Origin of the sequence: Actinokineospora pegani (assembly GCF_009745975.1) — a bacterium.
Taxonomy (GTDB): Bacteria; Actinomycetota; Actinomycetes; order Mycobacteriales; family Pseudonocardiaceae; genus Actinokineospora; species Actinokineospora pegani.
Window position 1 is genome coordinate 1 of record NZ_WHOL01000042.1, and the last position, 18,102, is coordinate 18,102.

17 protein-coding genes are annotated in these 18,102 nt (G+C 72.3%); 10 read left to right on the forward strand and 7 right to left on the reverse strand.

Annotation, left to right across the window (positions count from 1 at the left end):
- Positions 1 to 616 precede the first annotated feature (616 nt).
- From GCL84_RS03120 to GCL84_RS03130, 3 genes are all read right to left on the reverse strand, one after another.
- Complete coding sequence (locus GCL84_RS03120) at positions 617 to 2,965, reverse strand: Tex family protein (protein WP_156753803.1); 2,349 nt, start codon at positions 2,963 to 2,965, stop codon at positions 617 to 619.
- Positions 2,966 to 3,300: 335 nt separating this feature from the next.
- Complete coding sequence (locus GCL84_RS03125; RefSeq protein ID WP_156753804.1) at positions 3,301 to 3,504, reverse strand: cold-shock protein; 204 nt, start codon at positions 3,502 to 3,504, stop codon at positions 3,301 to 3,303.
- Positions 3,505 to 3,630: 126 nt separating this feature from the next.
- Positions 3,631 to 4,008, reverse strand: a complete 378-nt coding sequence (locus tag GCL84_RS03130) for a hypothetical protein (protein WP_156753805.1) — start codon at positions 4,006 to 4,008, stop codon at positions 3,631 to 3,633.
- 123 nt (positions 4,009 to 4,131) lie between these two features.
- Here GCL84_RS03130 and GCL84_RS03135 point away from each other — a divergent pair, with 123 nt between their 5' ends.
- The 8 genes from GCL84_RS03135 to GCL84_RS03170 all read left to right on the forward strand — a co-directional run bounded on the left by GCL84_RS03135 (position 4,132) and on the right by GCL84_RS03170 (position 12,023).
- Positions 4,132 to 4,776 (forward strand): M50 family metallopeptidase, encoded by a 645-nt coding sequence (locus GCL84_RS03135; RefSeq protein WP_156753818.1) that lies wholly within the window; start codon positions 4,132 to 4,134, stop codon positions 4,774 to 4,776.
- Between the two features lie 37 nt (positions 4,777 to 4,813).
- Positions 4,814 to 5,425: a TetR/AcrR family transcriptional regulator gene (locus GCL84_RS03140; RefSeq protein WP_156753806.1), complete on the forward strand. Its 612-nt coding sequence runs from the start codon at positions 4,814 to 4,816 to the stop codon at positions 5,423 to 5,425.
- Between the two features lie 151 nt (positions 5,426 to 5,576).
- Positions 5,577 to 6,209 carry a TetR/AcrR family transcriptional regulator gene (locus tag GCL84_RS03145; RefSeq protein ID WP_156753807.1) on the forward strand — a complete coding sequence of 211 codons (633 nt, stop codon included), beginning with the start codon at positions 5,577 to 5,579 and terminating at the stop codon, positions 6,207 to 6,209.
- Positions 6,210 to 6,335: 126 nt separating this feature from the next.
- The gene (locus tag GCL84_RS03150) at positions 6,336 to 6,665 is read left to right on the forward strand and encodes a hypothetical protein (protein ID WP_156753808.1); all 330 of its coding nucleotides are present in this window, start codon (positions 6,336 to 6,338) and stop codon (positions 6,663 to 6,665) included.
- Between the two features lie 71 nt (positions 6,666 to 6,736).
- Positions 6,737 to 7,969 carry an aldehyde dehydrogenase family protein gene (locus tag GCL84_RS03155; RefSeq protein ID WP_156753809.1) on the forward strand — a complete coding sequence of 411 codons (1,233 nt, stop codon included), beginning with the start codon at positions 6,737 to 6,739 and terminating at the stop codon, positions 7,967 to 7,969.
- Positions 7,970 to 8,138: 169 nt separating this feature from the next.
- Positions 8,139 to 9,911: an aa3-type cytochrome oxidase subunit I gene (gene ctaD, locus GCL84_RS03160; protein WP_156753810.1), complete on the forward strand. Its 1,773-nt coding sequence runs from the start codon at positions 8,139 to 8,141 to the stop codon at positions 9,909 to 9,911.
- Positions 9,912 to 10,038: 127 nt separating this feature from the next.
- Positions 10,039 to 11,256, forward strand: coding sequence for a phosphoserine phosphatase SerB (gene serB / locus GCL84_RS03165; protein WP_156753811.1), 1,218 nt, complete (start codon positions 10,039 to 10,041; stop codon positions 11,254 to 11,256).
- A complete protein-coding gene (locus tag GCL84_RS03170; RefSeq protein ID WP_156753812.1) occupies positions 11,253 to 12,023 on the forward strand; it encodes a peptidyl-tRNA hydrolase in 771 nt (256 codons plus the stop codon). Before serB ends, GCL84_RS03170 begins: the two co-directional genes overlap by 4 nt.
- Before the next feature lie 227 nt (positions 12,024 to 12,250).
- Here GCL84_RS03170 and dhaL read toward each other — a convergent pair whose 3' ends face one another.
- Together dhaL and GCL84_RS03180 are read right to left on the reverse strand one after the other, a co-directional pair.
- On the reverse strand, positions 12,251 to 12,847 hold the full coding sequence (gene dhaL / locus GCL84_RS03175; RefSeq protein WP_156753813.1) for a dihydroxyacetone kinase subunit DhaL: 597 nt from the start codon (positions 12,845 to 12,847) through the stop codon (positions 12,251 to 12,253).
- A 7-nt stretch (positions 12,848 to 12,854) separates the two neighbouring features.
- Positions 12,855 to 13,853 (reverse strand): dihydroxyacetone kinase subunit DhaK, encoded by a 999-nt coding sequence (locus tag GCL84_RS03180; RefSeq protein WP_156753814.1) that lies wholly within the window; start codon positions 13,851 to 13,853, stop codon positions 12,855 to 12,857.
- A gap of 92 nt (positions 13,854 to 13,945) precedes the next feature.
- Here GCL84_RS03180 and GCL84_RS03185 point away from each other — a divergent pair, with 92 nt between their 5' ends.
- Positions 13,946 to 14,542, forward strand: coding sequence for an HdeD family acid-resistance protein (locus tag GCL84_RS03185; RefSeq protein WP_197522985.1), 597 nt, complete (start codon positions 13,946 to 13,948; stop codon positions 14,540 to 14,542).
- Positions 14,543 to 14,752: 210 nt separating this feature from the next.
- Here the strand turns inward: GCL84_RS03185 and GCL84_RS03190 are convergent, their stop codons facing one another.
- Positions 14,753 to 15,076: a hypothetical protein gene (locus GCL84_RS03190; RefSeq protein WP_156753816.1), complete on the reverse strand. Its 324-nt coding sequence runs from the start codon at positions 15,074 to 15,076 to the stop codon at positions 14,753 to 14,755.
- A 29-nt stretch (positions 15,077 to 15,105) separates the two neighbouring features.
- Positions 15,106 to 17,148, reverse strand: coding sequence for an ATP-dependent DNA helicase (locus GCL84_RS03195; RefSeq protein ID WP_235925963.1), 2,043 nt, complete (start codon positions 17,146 to 17,148; stop codon positions 15,106 to 15,108).
- A 133-nt stretch (positions 17,149 to 17,281) separates the two neighbouring features.
- Here GCL84_RS03195 and GCL84_RS29120 point away from each other — a divergent pair, with 133 nt between their 5' ends.
- A complete protein-coding gene (locus tag GCL84_RS29120; protein WP_197522986.1) occupies positions 17,282 to 18,052 on the forward strand; it encodes a hypothetical protein in 771 nt (256 codons plus the stop codon).
- Positions 18,053 to 18,102: the final 50 nt, after the last annotated feature.

An 18,102-nucleotide genomic window follows, 5' to 3' on the forward strand; every position in this document is an offset into this window, starting at 1 on the left:
CCCTTGGTTTGCCTTTGCAGCGGCGCGCGCCCCGCCACGCCGCTGCGCCGCCCTTGGTTTGCCCTTGCAGCGGGGCGCCCCCCATCACGCCGCCGCCCTACCTCTGCTTTGCCCTGAAGCAGCGCGCTCATCCCCAAACTGCCGCTCTGCCTCTGCTTCTAACTGGCGCGCGCCACCTCCACAGCCGTTGCCTGCTTCCTGCTTTGGCAGCACAGCACCCACCCCACTAACCGCCGCCCAGCTCCGCTTTGGCGGCAGCGCCCCACCCCGAAAACCGTCGCCCCGCCTCTGCCTTTGCCCTCACAGCAGCGCGCCCACCCACCACACCGCCGCCCGGCTCCGCTTTTGAAGCAGCGCGCGCCACCTCCACAGCCGCCGCCTGCGCCCTGCTTCAAGCAGCGCGCCCACCTACCTACCGCTGGTCGGCAACGCTTACTGCTCGTTGGGGTGGTTCGGCTTGTCTGGGGAGGCGATCATGTGCTCAGCCAGCTGCGTGGGAGGGGCATCTTTCAACCCCCCTTTCCCCTTCCACAGCACATGATCGTCATAGGGGCCCTGGGCAAGCCGATCCACCCCAACGAGCCGCCAAAGCAACCAACCCGTTCTCTAGAACCGCCTACTTGTCAAACCCAGCCTTCCGCAGCGCATCAGCCATGGCGCCCCCCGCGGCCACCGGAGCCTCCCGCCGCTTACCACCGCCACCCCGCTGCTGCCCACCTCGACCACCACGGTCCCCGCCCCCCGGCCGAGGCCCGGTAGTCGCCTTCCCCACCTCGTCATCGAGCCGGAGCGTCAGCGAGATCCGCTTGCGCGGGATGTCCACCTCGAGGACCTTCACCTTCACGACGTCACCGGACTTGACCACGTCTCGCGGGTCCTTCACAAAGGTGCGCGACAACGCCGACACGTGGACCAGCCCGTCCTGGTGGACCCCGACATCGACGAAGGCGCCGAAGGCGGCCACGTTGGTGACCACGCCCTCCAGGGTCATCCCGGGCTTGAGGTCGCCGATCTTCTCGACGCCGTCGGCGAAGGTGGCCGTCTTGAACTCCGGGCGGGGGTCGCGGCCGGGCTTCTCCAGTTCCGCGAGGATGTCGGACACCGTGGGCACACCGAACTTCTCGTCGGTGAAGTCCGCCGGGCGCAGGGTGCGGAGCTTGGCCGAGTCGCCGATGAGCGTGGACAGCCCGCCGCCGCTGGCGGTCAGGATGCGGCGCACCACCGGGTAGGCCTCGGGGTGCACGGAGGAGGCGTCCAGCGGGTCGTCGCCCGCGGGGATGCGCAGGAAGCCCGCGCACTGCTCGAAGGCCTTGGCGCCCAGCCGGGGGACGTCCTTGAGGCCCTTGCGGCTGCGGAACGGGCCGTTGGCGTCGCGGTGGGCGACGATGTTCTCGGCCAGGCCCGCGCCGATGCCGGACACCCGGGTCAGCAGGGGCGCCGACGCGGTGTTGACGTCCACGCCGACGCCGTTCACGCAGTCCTCGACCACGGCGTCCAGCGAGCGCGAGAGCTTCACCTCGGACAGGTCGTGCTGGTACTGCCCCACGCCGATGGACTTGGGGTCGATCTTGACCAGCTCGGCCAGCGGGTCCTGCAGCCGCCGGGCGATCGAGACCGCCCCGCGCAGCGACACGTCCATGCCGGGCAGCTCCTGCGAGGCGTAGGCCGACGCCGAGTAGACCGACGCGCCCGCCTCCGACACCACGATCTTGGTCAGCTTCAGCTCGGGGAGCTTGCGGATCAGCTCGATCGCCAGCTTGTCGGTCTCCCGGGAGGCGGTGCCGTTGCCGATCGCGATCAGCTCCACGTCGTGCTCGGCGGCGAGCTTGCCCAGCTTGGCCAGCGCCTCGTCCCAGCGCTGCTGCGGCACGTGCGGGTAGATCGTGTCGGTGGCGACGGCCTTGCCGGTCGCGTCGACGACGGCCACCTTCACCCCGGTGCGGTAGCCGGGGTCGAGGCCCATCGTGGCGCGGCTGCCCGCGGGCGCGGCCAGCAGCAGGTCGCGCAGGTTGGCGGCGAAGACCCGCACCGCCTCGTCCTCGGCCTCCTGGCGCAGCCGGGTGCGCAGGTCGATGCCCAGGTGCACGAGGATGCGGGTGCGCCAGGCCCAGCGCACCGCGTCCAGCAGCCACTTGTCGCCCGCGCGGCCCCGGTCGGCCACGCCGAACCGCTGGGCGATGCTGACCTCGTAGTCGGTGCGCACCGGCGGGAACGCCGCCGGGTCGACCCCCGGGTCGGGGTCGAGGGTCAGGTCGAGCACCCCCTCCTTCTCACCGCGCAGCAGCGCCAGGACGCGGTGCGAGGGCAGCTTGCCGAACGGCTCGGAGAAGTCGAAGTAGTCGGCGAACTTCGCGCCGTCCTCCTCCTTGCCCTCGCGCACCTTCGAGGCCACCACGCCCTTGCCCCACATGCGCTCGCGCAGCTCGCCGATCAGGTCGGCGTCCTCGGCGAAGCGCTCGACCAGGATCGACCGGGCCCCGTCGAGCGCCGCCGTCGCGTCGGCCACGCCCTTGTCCGCGTCGACGTAGGCGGCCGCGGCCGCCCGCGGGTCGTGGGTCGGGTCGCCCAGCAGCGCGTCGGCCAGCGGCTCCAGCCCGGCCTCGCGGGCGATCTGGGCCTTGGTGCGCCGCTTGGGCTTGTAGGGCAGGTAGATGTCCTCGAGCCGGGCCTTGGAGTCCGCGTCCATGATCTGCGCGGTCAGCGCGTCGTCGAGCTTGCCCTGCTCGCGGATGGAGTCGAGCACGGCCGTGCGCCGCTCCTCCAGCTCGCGCAGGTAGCGCAGCCGCTCCTCGAGGGTGCGCAGCTGCGCGTCGTCGAGGGTGCCGGTGACCTCCTTGCGGTACCGGGCGATGAACGGCACCGTCGCGCCGCCGTCGAGCAGGTCGACCGCGGCCGTCACCTGCCGCTCGGCGACGCCGAGCTCGCCCGCGATGCGCTGATGGATCCCCTGCGCTGGCGCTGTCATCTATCCCGCTTCCGTGCCGACGGTGGCTGACGGGGCCATTCTGGCGGATCGGACCGACGAGTGGGCCGATGGGGCGCGGGCCTGTGGACAACTCAGGCTGGCGGGTGTGGGCCGTTCGATGAGGCGCGTGGCGCCGCCACGCACGCCTGCCCGCAGGGACCGTCACGGAGTGTTTCGCCACCACGCGTCGGACGGCCGGTCCGTAGGCGCGGGGAGCGGTCGAGATTCACCCGGACAGACGACCCACCCGAGCGTTGTGCGCTCGGCGCCCACGGCCCCGAGACGCGAGTCGGCCCCGCCCCCCGAGGGGGAGCGGGGCCGACGCGGAAGTTCCGTCAGGCAGGCACGACGCCCGTGGCCTGGGGGCCCTTGGCGCCCTGCCCGACCTCGAAGGTCACCTTCTGGTTCTCTTCCAGCGACCGGAAGCCGTTGGTCTGGATCTCCGAGTAGTGCACGAACACGTCAGGCCCGCCGTCGTCGGGCGCGATGAATCCGAAGCCCTTCTCGGCGTTGAACCACTTGACGGTGCCCTGGGCCATGCTGTTCTCCTAGCTGTCCTACCTCCCGGCACGCGCTGGTTTGCGCGTCACCGCAGTCGCCCGCTGGTTGAACGTGATCAGGCGACCACTGCCAGTCAAGCACGACCGGGCTTGGAGAGGAAGGGGTCAGTCGCGTCCCGCCGCGATCACGGAGAGTCCGCACAGCACCGCCCAGCCGCCCGCGACGAGCGCCGAGTTCTTCCGCGCCCGCGCGCTGGGCAGCCCGGTGCCGAAGCCGACCGCGTCGACCAGGTCGGACACCACCCGCACGGCGATCGCCCCGCGCAGCGGCGCGCCCGCGGGGGCCAGCGCCATCGCCAGGCCGGTGGCCAGGTCGCGGACGCCGATGCTGCGCGTGAGCACCGACACGCCGGGGCCGGGCTCACCGGAGCCGCCGACCAGGCCGGTGGGCTTGGCCATGAGGGCGGGGCGGACGGCGACGGCGGCGCCGTACAGCGCGGTCGCGACACCGAGCGCGCGGGGGATCCAGGTCAGCTTGGCCATGGCGGCAGGCTACCCAGCGGCGGGCCATCCCACCCGACGTGCAAGATCGAGGGTGTGCAGGCCACCGAGACACCAGAGCTGTGGACCCAGATCGTCGGCGCGAACTGGCAGCCCCCGGCGGCGATGGTGCTGGTCGCCGCCGCTGTCGCGCTGGCGCTGGTGCTCGTGCGCCCGCTGTGGCGGCTGACCCGGAACGTCATCACGATCGTGCACGAGGCGGGCCACGCCCTGGTCGCGCTGCTGGCCGGTCGGCGGCTCTCGGGCATCCGGCTGCACTCGGACACCTCCGGGGTCACCGTGTCCCGGGGCAAGCCGCACGGACCGGGCATGGTCATGACCGCGTTCGTCGGCTACCTGTCGCCGTCGTTGCTCGGCCTCGGCTTCGCCGCGCTGCTGGAGGCTGATCGGACCGGGGCCGTCTTGGTGATTTGTGCCCTATTGCTTTTCGGCGTGCTCGTCATGGTCCGCAACGCGTACGGCGTGCTCTCCGTTGTCGTGACCGGGCTGCTGCTGTTCGCGGTGTCCTGGTTCGCCCCGGACGAGGTGCAGGCCGCCTTCGCCTACCTCATCGCCTGGTTCCTGCTGGTCGGGGGCGTGCGGCCGGTCTTCGAGCTGCAGCGCAAGCGCAGGCGCGGGCGCGCCAGGGACTCGGACGCGGACCAGTTGGCGCGGCTGACCGGGGCGCCGGGGATCTTCTGGGTCGGGTCGTTCGCGGTCATCGATCTGGGGGCGCTGGCGCTCGCCTCGGCGTGGTTGCTGCTCCCATGACCGAGTACCGGCGGTATTCGGGCGTTAGGCTGCCCCCATGCCCCGACTGACCAGGGTCGAGAGCCAGGCCCGCACCCGCGAGCTGCTCATCGCCACCGCCAAGGACCTCTTCCTCCGCGACGGCTACCACGCGACCTCCTTGGAGAAGGTCGCCGAGGCCGCGGGCTTCTCCAAGGGGGCGGTCTACTCGAACTTCCGCAACAAGGACGAGCTGTGCCTGGTCGTGCTCGACGACATCCACGCCGAGCACATCAAGTCCGTCGGCCAGGCCATCGCGGGCAGGCCGTTCGACGACGCGGTGGCGCTGTTCAGCGAGTGGGCCGAACGCATGATCGGCGACGAGGGCTGGACCGTGCTCGAGGTGGAGTTCGGCCTGCAGGCCCGCCGCGACCCCGCGCTGCGCGCTGAGCTGGCCGCGCGCGACCGGGCGGTCCGCGACGCCATCACCGCCCTGGCTCGCACCTTCGACGACTCGGCCAACCCGGCCCCGCTGCCGCCCGCCGAGCTGGCCACCGCCCTGCTGAGCCTGGGTATCGGGCTGGGCATCCAGCGGGTCATCGACCCGGCGATCGAGGTCTCCATCCTGGCTGACACGCTGCGCGCCCTGCTCGGCGTGCCCCGGCCCGCGCAGTCCGAAAAGGACGCGTAGCGGCGCGATCCGAAGTGGTCGGTACGAATGTGACTGGTCACAATGTCGACATCGGTTCGTGTCACAGTGGACCCGCTGTGGCGCAAGTGATCGGCAATCACGATCATGGATAGTCGCAAGGCCCGACTGTCCGAGATCGAGAGGGACCCCAGTGACCGACCCGGCCGAGGCCGCCCCGCCACGACGGCGCACCCAGCGCGAGCGCCGCGAGGCGACCGTGGGCAAGCTCGTCGACGCGACCATCGCCGCGATCTCCGAGGTCGGCTACGCCCGCACCTCGGTGCAGGAGATCTGCAGACGGGCCGGGGTCTCCCACGGCGGCCTGTTCCGCCACTTCGAGACCCGCCTCGACCTCGTCGTCACCGCCGCCGAGGAGGTCGGCCGCAGGCTGCTCGCGCACTTCTGGGACCGGGTCGGCCCGGTCGCCGAGCAGACCGCCGCCCAGCCCTCGGCGCTGCCGGAGGTGCTGCGCGCCATCCGCGCCGCCTGCCGCTCGCCGCTGAACCTGGTCTGGTTCGAGATCCTGGTCGCCGCCCGCACCGACGCCACGCTGCGTGACCGGCTCATCCCCACCATCGACAGCTTCTGGCAGGACATCTACCTCACCGCCCAGCGCATCCCGGTCATCGCCGCCCAGCCGGTGGAGACCAGGCAGGCCGCCGTCGCCGCCGCGCTGCACATGTTCGAGGGCGAGACCTTCATCAACTCCATCACCCCGCGCCCGGAGATCGAGGACAAGATGCTGGCCATCGTCAGCGGTCTCTACGCGCCCCCGGGGGTGTGACACCTCCGTCGGCTGTGGATGGTTGGTGAGCCCCTCTTACCGCTGTGCGGGTGTGGACAACACGCGGGCGTTTTCCGCCGAATGGTGCGAAGCTCAGGTGCATCCGCACAGGAGAGGGTGATGGCCATGACCGGGTTTGCCGGTGGCGGGGTGATGGAGGCGCTGGTGTGCTTCGAGCAGGCCACGCCGATCCTGGCCCTGTGCGACGGACCGACACTGGCGGTGCGCACGGTCAACGCCGCGGGGCGGGCGGTGCTCGGCGACGCGCTCGTGGGCAAGCCGCTGCCGCTGCGCGGCCACGACCAGGCCGTGCGGGAGGTCCTGACCAGCGGCAAGGAGCAGCGGCTGGCGGGCGTCCAGTTCGGCAAGGGCCGCTTCGACGTCGTCCTGCGCCCGGTCAAGGACCGCGACGGGGCGATCACCGGGGTGACCGTCGAGGGCGTCCGCAAGGGCTGACCCGGGGGCTGGGGCAGACTGGTGCCCCAGCCGACCCGGCGACCGGGTCGCACCGCCAGAGAGGACCCACGGTGACCGACCCGCACTCGATCGTCGCGGACTGCGCCGCCCGCGCCAAGGCCGCCGCCCCGGTGCTCGCCGCCGCAACCGACGAGGCCGTGGACAACGCCATCGGCGAGATGGCCGCCCGGCTGTCGTCCTCGCGCCAGCGCGTCCTGGCCGCCAACGCCGAGGACGTCGAGGCCGCCACCGCGGCGGGCATGAGCGGCGGCCTGCTCGACCGGCTGCGCATCACCGAGGCGCGGCTCGACGACATGGCCGAGCAGCTGCGCCTGCTCGCAGGCGTGCCGCACGCGGCCAGGCGCACCCCGGTCCGCGACCTCGGCGACGGCCTGCGGCTGTTCGAGCTGCGCAAACCCGTCGGCGTCATCGGCGCCAACTACGAGGCCCGCCCCAACGTGACCGTCGACGTCGCCTCGCAACTGGTCAAGTCGCGCAACGCGGGCGTGCTGCGCACCGGCGCCGCCGCGCTGCGCTCGGCGACCGCGCTGGTCGAGCACGTCATCTGGCCCGCGCTCGACGAGGCCGGGCTCGACCAGGACGCCGTCCAGCTCGTGCCCACCCCCGACCGCGCGGCCGCGGGCGCGCTGGTCGAGCTGCCCGACCTGGTCCCCCTGGTCATCGTCCGCGGCAGCGGCGAGACCACCCGCGAGCTGGGCAGGCGCGCCGCCGCGCACGGCGTGCGGGTGCTGGCCCACGCCGACGGCGGCGGCGTCCTCTACTACGACCGCGCCGCCGACCAGGCCTTCGCGACCGACCTGGTCAAGCGCAGCCTCGACCGGCTCGGCGTGTGCAACCGGCTCAACCTGCTGCTGGTCCACCGCGACGTCTACGACGCGGTCCTGCCCGACCTGGAGCGCGCGTTGAAGGAGGTCGGCGTCAGCGCCTCGCTGCCCCCGCACGACCACCCCATCGGCTACGAGTGGGCGCTGGACTCCGACCGCGAGGCCACCGTCACCATCGCCCCGGTCGACGGCCCCGCGGAGGCGGCCCGGGTCGCCAGCGACCAGACCTCCGGGCTCGCCGCGGGAATTGTCACCGCCGACCAGGCCACCGCGGAGTCCTTCATGGCCGCCTACACCGGCACCGGCGTGTTCTGGAACGCCCCGACCCGGCTGCTCGACGGGTTCAAGCTGCTCGGCGTGCCCGAGACCGGCATCAACCTGGACCGGGTCCCCGGCCCGCGCGGACCGGTCACCTTCACCGACCTCACCCTGCGCCAGTACGCGGTGCTACCGGTGTGAGCTGGGCAACTGTCCTTTTTTAGTACTTCGGTGAGTTATGCACAGCACAGCAAGCCCACACGCGCCGACGTCCGACCTGCGGGATACGATCCTCCCCGAGCCGCACCGGCGTGGCCGGCCGTGACTCGCCAGATGGACGCCCACCACCCATCAGTTGCAGGAGGCAGGAGTGACGGCAGTAGCCCCGCAGCCGATCGCCACGCGGCCGTACCCGGCCCGCGAGACGGCCAAGGGTTCGTACCTGCTGCGGCTGTTCAGCACGACGGACCACAAGCAAATCGGCATCATGTACCTGGTCACGTCGTTCGCCTTCTTCATGGTGGGCGGCGCGATGGCGATGCTGATCCGCTCCGAGCTGGCCGTGGCGGGCCAGCAGTTCCTGTCGCAGGAGCAGTACAACCAGCTCTTCACCATGCACGGCACGATCATGCTGCTGCTGTACGCGACCCCGATCCTGTTCGGGTTCGCGAACTTCATCCTGCCGCTGCAGATCGGCTCGCCCGACGTGGCGTTCCCGCGCCTGAACGCGTTCAGCTACTGGCTGTACCTGTTCGGCGGCCTGATCGTCATCTCCGGCTTCCTGACCCCGGGTGGCGCCGCCGACTTCGGCTGGTTCGCCTACACCCCGCTGTCTGACAAGATCCACTCCCCGGGCGTCGGCGCGGACCTGTGGATCACCGGCCTGGCCGTGGGTGGTCTCGGCACCATCCTCGGCGCGGTCAACATGATCACCACGATCGTCTGCCTGCGCGCCCCCGGCATGACGATGTTCCGGATGCCGATCTTCACCTGGAACATCCTCATCACCTCGATCCTGATCCTGCTGGCCTTCCCGATCCTGACCGCGGCCCTGTTCGGCCTGCTGGCCGACCGGCAACTCGGCGCGCACGTGTTCGACCCGGCCAACGGCGGCGTCATCCTCTGGCAGCACCTGTTCTGGTTCTTCGGGCACCCAGAGGTCTACATCGTCGCCTTGCCCTTCTTCGGCATCGTGTCCGAGATCTTCCCGGTGTTCAGCCGCAAGCCGCTGTTCGGCTACCGCGGCCTGATCTACGCCACGCTGGCGATCGCGGCCCTGTCGGTGACGGTGTGGGCGCACCACATGTACGCCACCGGCGCGGTGCTGCTGCCGTTCTTCTCCTTCATGACCTTCCTGATCGCGGTCCCGACCGGTGTGAAGTTCTTCAACTGGATCGGCACCATCTGGAAGGGCTCGCTGACCTTCGAGACCCCGATGCTGTTCAGCATGGGCTTCCTGGTCACGTTCCTCTTCGGTGGTCTGACCGGCGTGCTGCTGGCCGCCCCGGCCATCGACTTCCACGTGTCCGACTCGTACTTCGTCGTCGCGCACTTCCACTACGTGCTCTACGGGACCATCGTGTTCGCGACGTTCGCGGGCATCTACTTCTGGTTCCCGAAGATGACCGGGCGCTTCCTCGACGAACCGCTGGGCAAGCTGCACTTCTGGACGACGTTCATCGGCTTCCACGGCACCTTCCTGGTCCAGCACTGGCTGGGCAACGAGGGCATGCCGCGCCGCTACGCCGACTACCTGCCCACCGACGGGTTCACCACGCTGAACATGATCTCCACCATCGGTGCCTACATCCTCGGCGCCTCGACCATCCCGTTCATCTGGAACGTGATCAAGTCCTACCGGTGGGGCGAACTCGTCGACGCCGACGACCCGTGGGGCTACGGCGGCTCGCTCGAGTGGGCCACCAGCTCCCCGCCGCCGCGGCACAACTTCACCGAGCTGCCGCGCATCCGCTCGGAGCGCCCGGCGTTCGACCTGCACTACCCGCACATGGTCGAGCAGGTCCACCGGGACAAGTACATCGGCGTCGGCTCGGGCAAGCACCAGTCCGCGCCGTCGGAACGGCTCGCCGAGAAGATGAACCCGGACGAGATCTCCAAAGGAGATCCCACGCTCCCCAACTGAGCGGGGCGGATTCAACATCTGACCAGTGAGGACTGCGGGTGGAACCAGGCGCGCGACGTGCCAGGGGCCACCCGCAGTCCCGTGTCCGGGGCCTGCCCGCCCCAGAAACCACGGGAGCGCAGCCACAGTGACCGCCCAGCCCACCCCCGTCCTGATCACCGTCACCGGCCCGGACAAGCCCGGGGTGTCCTCGGTGCTGTTCGCGGTCCTGGTCCGCCACGGCGTCGAGATCCTCGACGTCGAGCAGGTCGTCATCCGCGGCCAGTTGGTGCTCGGGGTCCTGGTCAGCACCGACCACGACGCCGAGGGCCTGCAGGAGTACGTCGAGCAGGCGATGGCGTCGGTGGCGATGAGCGTCGACGTCGAGGTGGGCGTCGACCCGGAGACGATGTCCGGCTCCACCCACGTCGTCGTGGTGCTGGGCAGGCCGGTGACCGCGCGGGCGTTCAGCGAGGTCGCCCGCGGCCTGGCCGCGCAGGGCGTCAACATCGACGCCATCCGCCGGGTCGCCGACTACCCGGTGACCGGCCTGGAACTGCGCGTCTCGGTCGCCGAGGACACCGAGGCGGCCGACGCCGCGCTGCGCAGCGCGCTGGCCGACCTGTCCGCGACCACCGGCCTGGACGTGGCCGTGGAGCGCGACGTGCTGGCCCGCCGGGCCAAGCGCCTGATCGTGTTCGACGTCGACTCGACCCTGGTCCAGGGCGAGGTCATCGAGATGCTGGCGGCCAAGGCCGGGTGCGAGGACAAGGTCCGCGAGGTCACCGAGGCGGCCATGCGCGGCGAGCTCGACTTCACCGAGTCGCTGCACCAGCGGGTCGCCCTGCTGCGCGGCCTGCCCGCCTCCGTGCTCGACGAGGTCGCAGCCGACCTGGTGCTGACCGCGGGGGCGCGCACCACCATCCGGACCCTGAAGCGCCTGGGCTTCCGCTGCGGCGTGGTGTCCGGGGGGTTCGACTACATCATCGAGAGCCTGGTCGACGACCTCGGCCTGGACTTCCACGCGGCCAACGAGCTGGAGATCGTCGACGGCCACCTCACCGGCCGGGTCGTCGGCGAGGTGGTCGACCGGGCGGGCAAGGCAGTGGCGCTGCGCCGCTTCGCCCAGCAGTTCGGCGTGCCGCTGGCCCAGTGCGTCGCGGTGGGCGACGGGGCCAACGACATCGACATGCTCAACACCGCGGGCCTGGGCGTGGCCTTCAACGCCAAGCCCGCGCTGCGCGAGGTCGCCGACACCGCGCTGTCGCACCCCTACCTCGACGTGGTGCTGTTCGTGCTCGGCGTGACCCGCGCCGAGATCGAGGCCGCCGACGCCGCCGACGGCCTGGAGTTCGAGCGCCTGTGAGCCCCGTCCTCACCCCGCTGGCCGACCGCTACGCCTCCTGGCTCACCCGCCCCGCCGCCGCGACCGTCGACACCTCCGACGAGGACCCGGACCAGGTCCGCGCCATGCCCGTCATCCTCCGCGTCGAACGCGACCCCGCCCCCTCCCGCACCGCCCTGCTGGAGGCCGCGGCCGCCGCCGCCCTCGCCGTCTGCCTGGCCCCCGAAGCCGAGGCGGAATGGGCGGAGCCCCTGCACGAGTGGATCACCGGCCGCATCCGCAAGGTCTCCCGCCGCGCCCGCGGCGCCCACTGGACCGCCGTCCACACCCTCCCCGGCGTCACCATCGAGGTCGACGGCGCCGAGGCCAGGGCCCTGCTCCCGTACCGGGTCACCGAGACGCCCAAGATCGTCTCCCGCCTCCAGATCTCCGGCAGCGAACTCCCCGACACCACCACCCCCGCCGCCCCGCGGCCGGGCGTCCCGGTCCTGTGGCTCAACCCCACCGTCCCCATGACCGCGGGCAAAGCAGCCGCCCAGGTCGGCCACGCCACCATGCTCCTGGCCGCCCACCTCCACGCCGCGGCCGCCACCGAGGACCTGCGAGCCTGGGCCGCCGCCAACTTCCGCACCGCCGTCCGCACCCCCGCCAAGCCGGACTGGCAAGCCGCCCTCCCCGGCCCCGACCCAGCCCACGCCTGGACCACCCGAGGCGTGGTCGCCGTCCGCGACGCGGGCTTCACCGAAGTCGCCCCCGGCACCGTCACCGTCCTGGCCCACCGCGCATAACCCACCACCGCCCTCGACGCCACCGCGCCGCCCAGGCCCCCGCCCATCCGCCTGTGGACAACTCCGCCTCGACACCCGAACCTGTCGGCCCTCCCGAGTAGCGTTGAAATCGGGGGTCCCCAGGGCCGGATGATCTTGAGGGTGTGCCGAGGGAATCGCCTGCGGTGCCAAACCACCCCGCCGAACACGGGCAGGGCCAGCCGGGCGAGGGCTGTGGTCGGGGGCCGTCAGGCGCCTGCGCGGAACAGCAGCCCCACGGCGACAGCCCCCGGGTCGGACACGCCGACGGCGTGATCACCCACGTAGCTGGCCCGGCCGCGGCGGGCGCGGATGCCCGCCGTCGACTCCGCCCCCGACTCGGCCGCGCTCGCCGCGGCGGCGAAGGCCGAAGCCAGGTCGTCCGGGCAGCCGCGGAGGGCGTCCACGGCGGGGGAGAGCGCGTCCACCAGCGTCTTGTCGCCGACCTCGGCCTCACCCACGCGCTGGATGGCCGCCAGGCCCTTGGCCGCTCCGGTGGCCAGCGCGTCCGAGGTGAGACCATCGCCCGCGGCGGCGGCGAGTTCCTGGAACAGCAGGCCGAACAACGGGCCGCTGGTTCCGCCCACCTTGTCCAGGAAGACACGGGCGGCCACCGCGATGACCTCGCCGTCGGCGGCCCCCGGGGGCAGTGAGTCCAAGTCGGACTGGACCAGCCGCAGGGCGCCCGCCATGTTGGCGCCGAAGTCGCCGTCGCCGGTGGCCTGGTCCAGGGCGGTGAGGTCGGGTTCGGCGGCCAGGACGGCGGCGGCGAAGGTGCGGAGCCAGGTGGTGGCGGTGTGGGTCATGTCTGCCTCATGCCTTCCATGCCGCGGTGCGCGCGGGGGCGTCCCACAGGGCGGTCAAGTCGTCGTCGGTGCGGGTTAGGGTGAGGGAGAAGCCGCGCATGTCCAGGGCGGTGACCACGGAGTCGACGAGGTGGCGCTGCGCGGTGACGCCGTGGTCGGCGAGTGCGGCGGCGAGGTGGTGGTGGACGCCGTAGAGCTCCAGCGGGGTGGTGCCGCCCAGGCCGTTGACCACGGTGATCACCCGGTCGCCCGGGATCAGGCCCAGGGCGATGACCAGCGAGTCCGCCATGTCCGCCACCAGCGAGGCCGGGTCGGTCAGCGGGCGGGTCGAGCCGGAGCGCTCGCCGTGGATGCCGACGCCGTACTCGAGCTGGCCCGCTGGCAGGGCGAAGGCGGGAGAGCCGGTGGCGGGCGAGGTGTGCGCGGCGGTGGCCACGGCCAGGCTCCGGCTGCCCGCGGCGACGCGCTCGCCGAGGGCGACCAGGGCGTCGAGGTCGAGGCCCTGGTCGGCGGCGGCGCCGAGCAGCTTCTCCACCACGACCGTGGCGCCCGTGCCGCGGCGGCCGACGGCGATGTCGGCGGAGTCGGTGGCCAGGTCGTCGTCGACCAGGACGCGGGCGCAGCGGATGCCGTCGTGCTGCAGGCGCTCCGCGGCGATCCCGAAATTGATCTTGTCGCCGGTGTAGTTCTTCACGACGTGCAGCACCCCGCCGCTGCCCGCGACCGCCCGCGAGGCCTCGTAGATCTGCCGGTTGTGCGGGGAGGCGAAGATCCGGCCGGGACAGGCGGCGTCGAGCATCCCGGCGCCGACGAAGCCCGCGTGCAGCGGCTCGTGCCCGGCCCCACCGCCGGAGACCAAGGCGACGACCCGGCCGGGGGAGGGGGCGGCCGCGGTGACGTACCCCGGGTCCGGGATCAGGTGCACCAGGTCGGCGTGGGCCAGGGCGAACCCGGCCAGCCCGTCGTCGACCAGCGAGTCCGGCGACGCGGCGAAGTAGGGGCTCATCGGTCCATCGTGGCAGGCCCGCCCCGAATGGGCGATCGGACGAGCACCCCGCCCGCGCCACGGCCATGCTGGGTGGGATGGAGGGAGCCCACATGACCACAGACCACCGCGCCTTCGCCCTCTCGACCGACACCAACGCCGTCCGCGCCCTGCGCGGCGTCACCACCCGGTGGTGGGTGGTCGCCGTCCTGGGGTTCCTGGTCGCGCTGCTCGGGGTGCTGCTGCTGGCCGACATCGCCGTCGCCGTGGAGTCGCTGGCCCTGCTGGTCGCCATCGGCCTGCTGGTCGACGGCGTGGCCGAGATCGCCACCGCCGGACGGCACCGCACGCCCTGGCCCAGCTACGTCGTTGGCGTGGTGTGGGTGGTCGTCGGCGTGCTGGCCCTGGTCTGGCCGGGGCTGACCGTGCTGGCGCTGGCGGTGTTCACCGGCCTCGGGCTGGCGGTCGGCGGGGTCGTGCAGGTCGGCGCGGGCATCGCCGGGCGGCGCGTCGTGCCGATGTGGGGGCTGTGGGTCGCGCTGGGCGTGGTGACCTTCGTCGTCGGGGTGCTGGCCTTGGTGCTGCCGGGGCTCACGGTGCTCGCGCTGGGCTTGTTCCTGGGGACGGCGCTGTTGCTGCGCGGGATCGCCATGGTCTGGGTGGCGTTCGCGCTGCGCCGCGTGCACACCGCCGCTTCCAGCCGGGGTTAGGGCCGCTGCGGAGTTGTCCACAGGCAAGATCGACTTCGTGGGGTGGGCGGGGAGAATGGACTTCGGGACGCGCCCCCTGTGGAGTGGCGGGGTTTGGTGTCGCGCGGGGTGGGGTGTGCAAAGACGGGCGCGGCCATGGGTGGGGATAGCGCTAGTCGGTTGGTGCTGGCGAACGTGGGTGTAGCCCGGCTTGGGTGAGGCGTCGTCGGGTCAGCGTTGCCAGATGACGAAGAGGCCGTCTTCGGTGGTGGTCATGGCCTCGACGAAGGCGTCGTTGTCGAAGGAGGGGAGGGATTGCAGGCGGGACATCAGGTCGTCGGCGCTCGGGTGGCCCGCGGGTACCGCGCAACCGCCGCCGCCGTCGCGCATGAGCAGGAAGAAGACGTCTTCCTTCCAGGGGCCCTCCGGGGTCGTTCGGATGGCCACCTCGGCCAGTTCCGCCCACGCGACCGCTTCCTGGGTCCCGTCAGCGAGCAGCCGCCGGACGCCCTCGTCGTCGACGGTGATGCCTGCTTCGCCGGGGTTGACTGACACAAGTCCTCCGTGAATCGGTGTTCGGTCGGTCAGTTGGCGGCCGCGTCGAGCCTGCGCAGCGCGCCGCGCACGACGGCCGGGTCGGTCGTCGGCCAGAACGGGGGCAGCGACGCGCGCAGGAAGCCGCCGTAGCGGGCGGTCGAGATCCGCGGGTCCAGGATCGCCACGATCCCGCGGTCGTCCATCGAGCGCAGCAGCCTGCCCGCGCCCTGGGCCAGCAGCAGTGCCGCGTGCGTGGCGGCGACCGTCAGGAACCCGTTGCCGCCCCTGGCCTCCACCGCGCGCTGCCGCGCCGAGGCCAGCGGGTCGTCGGGTCGCGGGAACGGGATGCGGTCCATCACGACCAGCGACAGCGACGGTCCGGGCACGTCGACCCCCTGCCACAGCGACAGGGTGCCGAACAGGCAGGTCGCCGGGTTCTCGGCGAACTTCTTGACCAGCAGCATCGTGGAGTCCTCGCCCTGGCACAGGATCTCCCCGCCGACCGCCTCGCGCAGTGCGGCCGTGGCCTGCTTGGCCGCGCGCATCGACGAGAACAGGCCCAGCGTGCGCCCGCCCGCGGCCTCCACCAGCTCCTTGAGCTCGTCGAGGTAGGCGGGCGGCAGCCCGTCGCGGCCCGGCGGGGGCAGGTGCTTGGCCAGGTAGAGGATGCCGGAGCGGCCGTGGTCGAACGGCGAGCCGACGTCCATGCCGGTCCAGCGGATCTTCCAGTCGTCGGAGGGGGCTTCCTTGTCGGTCGCCGTGCCCTCGGCCTTGACCGCGTGCGACTGCTCGGCGGGCAGGCCCCACTGCCGGGCCAGGGCGTCGAAGCTGCCGCCGAGGGTCAGCGTGGCGGAGGTGAGGACCGTGGTGTTCTCGCCGAACAGCTTCTCCCGCAGCAGCGCCGCCACGCTCAGCGGCGCCACCCGGACCGTCGGCGGGCGCGGGGTCTGCGAGCCGAAGTCGCCGGTCACCCACACCACGTCGCGCTGGTGGGCGGTGTCGGTCTCGAACGCCTCCAGCACGCGCACCGCGGTGTCGTGCACGTCCTCCAGCGCTGCCAACGCCTGCTTGCGGGCGCTGGCGGCGTCGGGTTCGGTCCCGCGCTGCTCGGGCCCCAGCGCCGTCACGCAGGCGTGCGCGGCGTCGCGGGTGGCGGTCAGGGTGGCCCGCAGCGGCTCCGGCAGCGCGTCCAGCCGCCCGGTGGCGACGTCCTCGAGCAGCGTGCTCAGGCCCTCGCCGCACTCGACGAGCCGGTCGGCGACGTCGTCCTCGACCATCCGCCCCACCCGCCGCGCCGCGATGGAGACCGCCGCCGCGGACAGCTCGCCGGTCGCCGCCGAGGTCACCCGGTCGACCAGGTCGTGCGCCTCGTCGACCACCACGACGTCGTGCTCGGGCAGCACCTGCGCGGTCCCGAGGGCGTCGATGGCCAGCAGCGCGTGGTTGGTCACCACCACGTCGGCCCGGCCTGCGGCCGCCCGCGCCTGCTCGGCGAAGCAGTCGGTCCCGATCGGGCAGCGCGACGCGCCCAGGCACTCCCGCGCCGACACCGAGACCTGCCGCCACGCCTGCTCGGACACCCCGGGCACCAGCTCGTCCCGGTCGCCCTCCTCGGTGTCGCTGGCCCACTCCCGCAGCCGCGTCACCTCCCGACCCATCCGCGAGACCGCGAACGGGTCGAACAGCACCTGGTCGTCGGGGTCGTCGGCAGGCCCGCCGTCGAGCTTGTGCAGGCACAGGTAGTTGCGCCTGCCCTTGAGGATGGCGAAGGTCGGCTCCCGCCGCAGCGACTTCCTCAGCGCCTTGGCCAGCCGGGGCAGGTCCCGGTCCACGAGCTGGCGCTGCAACGCGATCGTCGCCGTCGAGATGACGACCGTCGAGCCCTTCCCCACCGCGTGCCGGATCGAGGGCACCAGGTAGGCCAGCGACTTGCCGGTCCCCGTCCCCGCCTGCACCGCGAGGTGCTCGCCCGCCGCGATGGCCTGCTCGACCGCCTCGGCCATCTTGACCTGCCCAGGCCGCTCCGCGCCGTTGACGGCGCCGACCGCCGTGGCGAGCAGCTCACGCAGGGGAGGCAGGGAGTCGGACACAGCCCAGACGGTACCGGTGACCCCCGACACCCCTCGCGCGTCCCTCGTCCGGGTTGTCCGCCCAGGGTGGGCTGGCCGATCGTGAGCAGGTCCGTTGGACTGGGCCCACTGGTCCGAACGGAGGAGTGATCCCATGGCACGGCGAGCGGTGATGACCTTGGCCTTGGCGGCCGCGTGCGCGACGGCCCCCGCGGTGGCTGTCGCCGCCCCAGCGCCCACTGATCCGGCGCCCTCCGCCCCCGCGCCCTCCGCCCCGTCCGACCCTGCCCCGTCCGAGCCTGTCCCGTCCGCCCTCGCCCCGGCCGCTCCCGCGCCGTTCGACGGCAGCGCCTCGGTCGGCACCGCGACGGCCCAGTTCGGCGAGAGCGCTGTCGACCTGGGCCCCCTCGCCCCGTGCACGACGGACGGTCCCGCGGCGGCCTCGACACCGGGGGCCTCGTCGGAGGACGGCTCGGTGGTCTTCGGTGCGGGCGAGACGAAGTGCGCGCTCAACCCGGACAGCGGGTTGTGGAAGGTCGCGGCCAAGGGGCGCGGGTTCCGGCTGACCGCCTTGAAGGCCCACGGGGGACCTGAGATCCGGGTGTCGTCGTTCACCGCGGGGTGCACCATCACGGCCGCCGGCAGGGCTCAGGCGTCGGTTTCGGTGGGTGGCGTGTCGGGGCTCTCGGGGGTTTCGTTCCTCGGGGTGCTGCCGATCAACTACACGGTCGACATCCCCGGGGCCGAGGCGGGCGAGCCGGTGCTGGCCCGGGTCACGATGAACTCCGTGGTGACGCCGTCGGCGGTGAAGGGCGCTGTGACTGTGAGCGCGTTGAAGGTCCGGCTCTTCCCGGATGGCGGGCCGGACAGCGGGACCATCACCGTGGGACAGGCGACCTGCACCCCGGGCGACGCCGATAGCTGACCTTGACGGCGCACTGACCGTCCCGAGCGGACAGTGCGCCGCTCGGTCTG